The organism is Serratia sp. 506_PEND, assembly GCF_001076875.1.
Lineage (GTDB): Bacteria > Pseudomonadota > Gammaproteobacteria > Enterobacterales > Enterobacteriaceae > Serratia > Serratia marcescens.
On sequence record NZ_JVEL01000254.1, the window covers coordinates 1 to 6,487 of the forward strand.

Here is a 6,487-nt window from a genome sequence, read left to right on the forward strand (position 1 = left end):
ACTTTATCAAGACAGCAACTACGCCACCCTTTGGGGAGATGGCGCCAACGGCGGCGCGGCGCAGACCGTCGCCGCCACCGGCAGCACGCAAGAAATCAAGGTTTACGCCCGTCTGTTTTCGACCAGTACCCTGCCCACCAGTGGCGTTTACAGCGATACGGTCTTGTTGACGGTCACTTATTAAGTTTTTTGCAATAAGGATTGAGTTATGCGCATACCCTTCCGTCTGCCGTTAACGGCAGCCTTGCTCCTGGCAAGCCAACAGCACGCCCTGGCCGCGGCTTCCATTCTCATTTGGCCGATCGATCCGGTGATTGAAGATCAACAACAGGCCACCGCGCTGTGGCTGGAAAATCGCGACAGCAAACCGGTCTATATGCAAATTCGCGTGTTGGGTTGGCAGCAAACCGCCGGCAAAGACGATTACAGCAACCAAAGCGACGTGATCGCCAGCCCGCCGGTGGCGTCGATCGCGCCAGGCAAACGCCAGCTGATACGTCTGATCAAACAGTCGGCGCCGGCGGCGGGACAGGAGCGGGCCTACCGCATTTTGGTCGATGAAGTGCCGGTGAAAGAACCATCGTCGAGCGCCGCTCCCGGCGGTGCGGAGATGGGGCTGAAATTCCAGATGCGCTACTCGGTGCCGCTGTTCGTCAGCGGCAAGGGCATCTGGACCAAACAGGACAGCGAAAAACCGCGCGATTACGCGACCGCCAGCCAACCCCTGCTCAGCTATCGTCTACAGCAGCAAAGCAGCGAACGCTGGCTGGAGGTGCGAAATCAAGGCGCAGTGCATGCCCGTATATCGAAAGTGACGCTGCAAGGCCGCAGCCTGAATCCCGGCCTGATGGGATACGTGCTGCCCGGTTCACAGATGCGCTTCGCCTTGCCGCCCGCCGGCGGTTTCAGCAGCGGCAAGCTGATGGCCACGGTCAATGACAACAAACAGCCCGTAGCCATTCCGTCTTATTGAGGCCCAGGTGCAGCCGACAGGGAGGCTATCGACGCGGCGCTTCAGCCTTAAGCCGCTGGCGTGTGCCATGCTGAGCATGGCGGCCGGCGGCTGGCTGCCGTTTGCGCTCGGCGACGATCTGCCGCCGCCGCCCAGCGCCATCAGCATGCCGGACACCACGCTGTATCTGGAGCCGGTCGTCAACGGGCGCCAAACCGGCAACGTCGTGCCGGTCAACTACCGCGGCGGCCATTACTACATGACGCCCCAACAACTGCTCGACGCCGGGCTGCCGGTAGCGGATAAACAGGCGAAAGACATCGCCGTCGATCGGCTGGAGAAGGTGGATGTCAGCTACAGCGGCGAGAGCCAGCAGCTGCTGATCAACGTGCCCAACGACTGGTTGCCGCAGCAAACCATCGGCGCCCGTTCACCGTTGCAGCGCTTGCCGGCGCAAAGCAGCCTCGGTTTGCTGTTCAACTACGACATCTACGCCAGCCAAAGCAACGGCAATGGCCGGCCGGGCTACCTGTCGGCGTGGAGCGAACAGCGGCTGTTCGACGGGTTCGGCGTCGTCGCCAACACCGGCATCTACCGCAGCGGGTTTAACGGCGGGCCAAACGACGATGGCGGCCGCTATATTCGGTATGACAGCTACTGGCGTTTCAACGATGACCAGCGGATGCTGAGTGTGATCGCCGGTGACCTAACCACCGGCTCGCTCCCCTGGAGCAGCGCCGTGCGCATCGGCGGCTTGCAATTGGCGCGCAATTTCGCGGTGCGCCCGGATCTTATCACCTACCCGCTGCCGCAGTTTTCCGGTCAGGCGGCATTGCCCAGCAGCGTCGATTTATACATCAACAGCTATAAAAACAGCACCACCAACATCAATCCCGGGCCGTTTACCCTCAACAGCGTGCCCTACATTAACGGCGCGGGTCAGGCCACCGTCGTCACCACCGACGCCCTCGGCCGCCAGGTCAGCACCACGGTACCGTTCTACGTGGCCAGCAACCTGCTGCAGACCGGCATGAGCGATTTCAGCATTTCCACCGGTTTGCTGCGGCGCAACTACGGGTTGAATTCTGCCGATTACGGGCAATGGGTAGGCAGCGCCAGCTTACGTTACGGCGTCACTGACTGGTTAACCCTGGAAGGGCGCGCCGAAGGCGCAGCCGAGTTGGCGGTCGGCGGCGGCGGCGCCGACATTCGCATCGGACAATGGGGGGTTTTCAACGCGTCCTACAGCGTCAGCCAGGCCGGCGACGAAGCGTTTAACGGCGGCAGGCCGATACAATCCCCCACGTATTATGACCCGCTGACCGGCAGGCCGTTGCAACAGCCGGATCCCCAGCCCGTCTATCGCTACACCGGCAACCACGGCGATCAGAGCAGTTTTGGCTACACCTACAGCAACTCACGCTTCAGCCTCAACGCGCAACGCATCCTGCGCAGCGCCGATTTTGGCGACATTTCCGTGTATAAAAGCGACTACCGTCTGAGCCGCCGCACCGATCAGTTGACCGGCAGCGTCAGCCTGGGCCGGCTCGGCAGCCTCGGCGCCGGTTATTTTGACGTTCGCGACGCCATCGCTCAACGAACCCGCCTGATGAACCTGTCCTACAGTGTGTCGCTTTGGCGCAACAGCAGCCTGTACGCCTCGCTGAACCGGGAAATCGGCAGCAGCGGTTACAGCGCCCAACTGCAGCTCTCGATTCCGTTCGACAGTTGGGGCACGGCCAGCTTCAGCGCCGCGCGCGACAACAACAACCGCTGGAGCGAACGCGTCAGCTACAGCCGCGCCGCGCCGACCGATGGCGGTTTCGGTTGGAATCTGGCCTACGCCAATAACCCGAGCGGCGGCGATTACCGCCAGGCGGATCTGACCTGGCGAACCCGTAGGCTCGAAGCCCGAGCGGGCGTATACGGCACCCGCGATGAAACCAACCACTGGGGAGAAATCAGCGGTTCGCTGGTGGCGATGAACGGCGGCGTATACGCCACCAACACCATCAACGATGCCTTTGCGCTGGTGTCCACGCAAGGATACGCCGACATTCCGGTGAGCTATGAGAACCAGCCGATCGGCAAGACCGATGCCCAGGGCTATTTACTGGTGCCGACCGTCACCTCTTACTACCATGCGAAATTCCAGATTGATCCGCTCAACCTGCCCGCCGACGTCGCGCTGCCGACGGTGGAAAAAACCGTCGCCATTCGCGATCACAGCGGTTTTCTGGTCGAGTTCCCCATCCAACCCATCTCCGCCGCCGACGTCGAACTGGTTGACGAGCAAGGCAAACCGCTGGCCAACGGCAGCCAGGTGGCGGTGGTTGGCGGCCGTCAGCAGAGCTATGTCGGTTGGGATGGCATGACCTATATCGACCCGGTGCAACAACACAATCGCCTGAGCGTGATCCCGGCCGACGGCGGCCCGCCGTGCCAGGCGGAATTCAGTCTGGCGAAGCCTCAGGGCATCCAGCGAGTCGGCCCGGTTGTCTGCCGCTAATTCAACGACGGAGAGTCACTATGTTTCGGGGATTTAAAGCCTTATTGTTGACCCTTTCGCTGCTGCTCTGTCAGCGCGCATTCGCCGACTGCGCCACCACCAACGGCACCGTCACCTTACCGGGGAGCAGCTCTTTCGTGGTCTACAATGGGCAGATCAACGCCCAGGGCACCGCCGGCCTCAACTGCACCGGCCTCGGCCTCAATTTGCTCACGCAAAACACCGTCACGGTCAAGATCGCCTCCACCACCAACAATATGGCGGTTGCCAACACCGACGGTTCCGGCGATAAAATCGCTTACCTGATCTACCCCGACGCCAACTACCAATATCCTTACAGCATCGGCCAAACCATCGACTACAGCTCGCTGAACCTGCTGTCGCTGATCCTGATTTCCTCCAACGTCAACTTTCCGCTGTATATCAAAACCACCGCCGGCGCCAACGTGCGCGCAGGAACCTATACCGACAGCATCAACCTGATCTGGAATTACCATATTTGCGGTCTGGGCGTGCTCGGCCTGTGCGTTTGGTGGGATGGCGTCGACAAACCCAGCACGGTCAGCGTCAGCGTCACCATCACCAAAGATTGCCTGATCGGCACCGCGCCCAACGTCAACTTCGGCAGCATGGCGTTGGTCGGGCAGTTCAATCCTGTCAATCAGAGCATTACCCTGACCTGCACCAAAACCGAGGGATACAACACCTATTTCACCAACGGCAATAACCCGGTCACCGGTTGGCGGCGCATGAAAAGCGGCACCAGCAATTTCATGCAGTACCAGATTTACTTGCCTAATACGACGACCGTTTGGGATAGCACCAACAAACAGAGCGGCGCCGGCACCGGCCTGGCGCAAAGCATCCCGTATAAGGCGGCAATCAATGCGGCGCAGACGGAAGTGGCGGTCGGCAGCTATCAGGACAACCTCAGTTTTGTGGTGGAGTACTAGGCGTTGTGTTTTGCCGGCGTGGAAATTGTTTCCAAAATGTAATTTTTATGTGGCATTTTTTGCTCATTTGGCTATGCTCTTACCGATGACCACACTGGTCTAACCTCCTACCACACCATTGAGCAAGGAGTTCCCATGAGCAAAACCGTCGTAAAAATTGGCAGCTTCGAGGTCGATGACGCGCATCTTCACGCCGGCGCCGACCGCGCCGGCACCCTGAGCATTCCCTGCAAGTCCGATCCGGATCTGTGCATGCAGCTGGACGGCTGGGATGAACATACCAGCATCCCGGCGATCCTCGACGGCAAACAGTCGCTGCTGTACAAGCAACACTACGATCGGCAGGCGGACGCCTGGGTGATGCGGCTGGCATGAAAATGCATCAGAACTGCTGACGACGCGCTGTTTTCATCGGAAACAGCGCGTTTTTTATGCGATGGCGATGCCGCGGCCGGCAAAGAAAGGGGCGAAGCGGTTGAGTGACAGCTGTACTCGCTCACGCGTCGCCGGGCTGTCGCCCGAAGGATTATGGAAGGTCACGCTTTGCGCATCGGCGGCGGTGATCAGCACCAGATGCCCGCCCCTGTGCGGCGGTGCGCTCTCCGGCCGGCGAATGGCGGGATGCACCGAGGCGATAAAGTAACGGCATTCGCTAAGCAGCGCCGGCACGTCGGCAGCCGCCAGCCCCACCTTCACCTCCGCTTGCAGCGCGAACTGCTCGCGCACGTACTCGACGAACGGCGCGTAAATCAGGCCCTTGATCCGCTCACCCTCGCGCACATAGGCGCCATAGGGCAGGCTGCGCCGCGCCAGCTCCAGCAGCGGCGGCGCTGCGCCGTCGCGATGGCCCAGCACCATTTTCAGGCAGGCCATGCCGCACACGTGGTTGGCCCACTCGATGTACTCGGCCCGATCGCGGGCGCCGCTGCGCGCCCAATTTTCGTCTTGCGCCAGCGTCGCGCGGCCGGCTATCAGATCGGCGGCCAACTCCGGGCTCGCCCACTGGCACTCGTAGGGAACGGCGTGCATAAGATTAGAATTTGTCGACGACTTTGAAATTCATCAGCACCAGCGTCATGTCCGGCGAGAACAGATCGTACTCTTCGAAGAAGCGCTGCAGCTCTTTGCGCCAATGCGCCAGCGAGCGATCGCCCTCGCCTTCGGCAAAGGCGTGCGCTTCATCGACCTGATCGTAAGTTTTCATTTCCACCGCGGTCAGCTCGACCGCGCAGACCGGCTCCCCCTTGCCATCCACCACCAGGAACAGATCGCCGGCCTGCGGGATCCCTTCGCCGTCCAGGTTGGAACAGGTGGCCGTTTTGGTGCCATTGAGGATCAATTGCACCACTTCATCGGCCTGCTGCTCGGTATCGCCGAATGCCCAACGCTCAAGGTGTTCGTATTTCTGTGGAATTGCCGTCGCCATGATTATACCTTTTGGAAAAATGCCTCAATGCAGACAGGATAGTACAACGTATTGCCGGCCGTCTGCACCCGTCGCAGGCGCGACTGCGCATTCCGCCACCGCCGTCTTTACGCGTTTTTACCGTTCTTCGCTGTGCCTGTCGCGCTGCGGGGCGCATACTGTGAACATTATTCACCCAATGGCGTCCGCCAGGCGGTAACATGCGGCAAAATGACATCGATGCTGACGATACGTTCAGCGACTTACTCAACGGCGTCGCGTTAGTGACGCTTTTCCTCATCCTCCTCGCCGGCGGGTGGTATTTCAGCTAAAAAGGAAGGCGACGTGGCGACAAAACGCATGGGCAACAAGCTCAGTAAAATGGTCGTGGTGCTGCTGCTGATTTGCCTGGCGCTGCTGCTGTTGCGTTGGGCGGCGATCGCCTTCGGTTAATCCCGCGAAACGACGCCGGCAACGCCGGCGCCCTGTTCACCGCCGCCGTGGCGCAGTCGGCTCCAGCAACTCCCGCAAATAGGCCAAACGCGCCTCCTCCTGAAGCAACCAGCGGCGACACAGCCAATGCTGCGTTTCACCCGTGCGGCTCAGGCGGTAGTACTCCGCCAAGGTTTCGACCCAGTTCATGATGTTTTCTCCTGCTTTTCGACAAC

The 6,487-nt window shown here is 60.5% G+C and carries 8 protein-coding genes; 6 read left to right on the forward strand and 2 right to left on the reverse strand.

The window, feature by feature from the left end; translation table 11 throughout:
- The 5 genes from ADK28_RS06630 to ADK28_RS06650 form a co-directional block, all read left to right on the forward strand.
- On the forward strand, nt 1–184 hold a 184-nt coding region (locus ADK28_RS06630; RefSeq protein ID WP_048795227.1), incomplete at its 5' end, for a spore coat protein U domain-containing protein.
- A gap of 24 nt (nt 185–208) precedes the next feature.
- Nucleotides 209–973, forward strand: a complete 765-nt coding sequence (locus tag ADK28_RS06635) for a fimbrial biogenesis chaperone (RefSeq protein WP_033640548.1) — start codon at nt 209–211, stop codon at nt 971–973.
- Between the two features lie 67 nt (nt 974–1,040).
- Nucleotides 1,041–3,461 (forward strand): fimbria/pilus outer membrane usher protein, encoded by a 2,421-nt coding sequence (locus ADK28_RS06640; protein ID WP_193392119.1) that lies wholly within the window; start codon nt 1,041–1,043, stop codon nt 3,459–3,461.
- 20 nt (nt 3,462–3,481) lie between these two features.
- A complete protein-coding gene (locus ADK28_RS06645) occupies nt 3,482–4,414 on the forward strand; it encodes a Csu type fimbrial protein (protein WP_048795228.1) in 933 nt (310 codons plus the stop codon).
- A 135-nt stretch (nt 4,415–4,549) separates the two neighbouring features.
- Nucleotides 4,550–4,789: a DUF1480 family protein gene (locus tag ADK28_RS06650; protein ID WP_004931517.1), complete on the forward strand. Its 240-nt coding sequence runs from the start codon at nt 4,550–4,552 to the stop codon at nt 4,787–4,789.
- 54 nt (nt 4,790–4,843) lie between these two features.
- Here ADK28_RS06650 and ADK28_RS06655 read toward each other — a convergent pair whose 3' ends face one another.
- Entirely contained in the window at nt 4,844–5,443 is a 600-nt protein-coding gene (locus ADK28_RS06655) for a papain-like cysteine protease family protein (protein WP_048795229.1), read from the reverse strand.
- 4 nt (nt 5,444–5,447) lie between these two features.
- A complete protein-coding gene (locus ADK28_RS06660) occupies nt 5,448–5,840 on the reverse strand; it encodes an ASCH domain-containing protein (protein ID WP_004931522.1) in 393 nt (130 codons plus the stop codon).
- A gap of 339 nt (nt 5,841–6,179) precedes the next feature.
- On the opposite strand from ADK28_RS06660, the gene yniD reads away from it, so the two are divergent.
- Nucleotides 6,180–6,272, forward strand: a complete 93-nt coding sequence (gene yniD / locus ADK28_RS32900; protein WP_016928013.1) for a small membrane protein YniD — start codon at nt 6,180–6,182, stop codon at nt 6,270–6,272.
- Nucleotides 6,273–6,487: the final 215 nt, after the last annotated feature.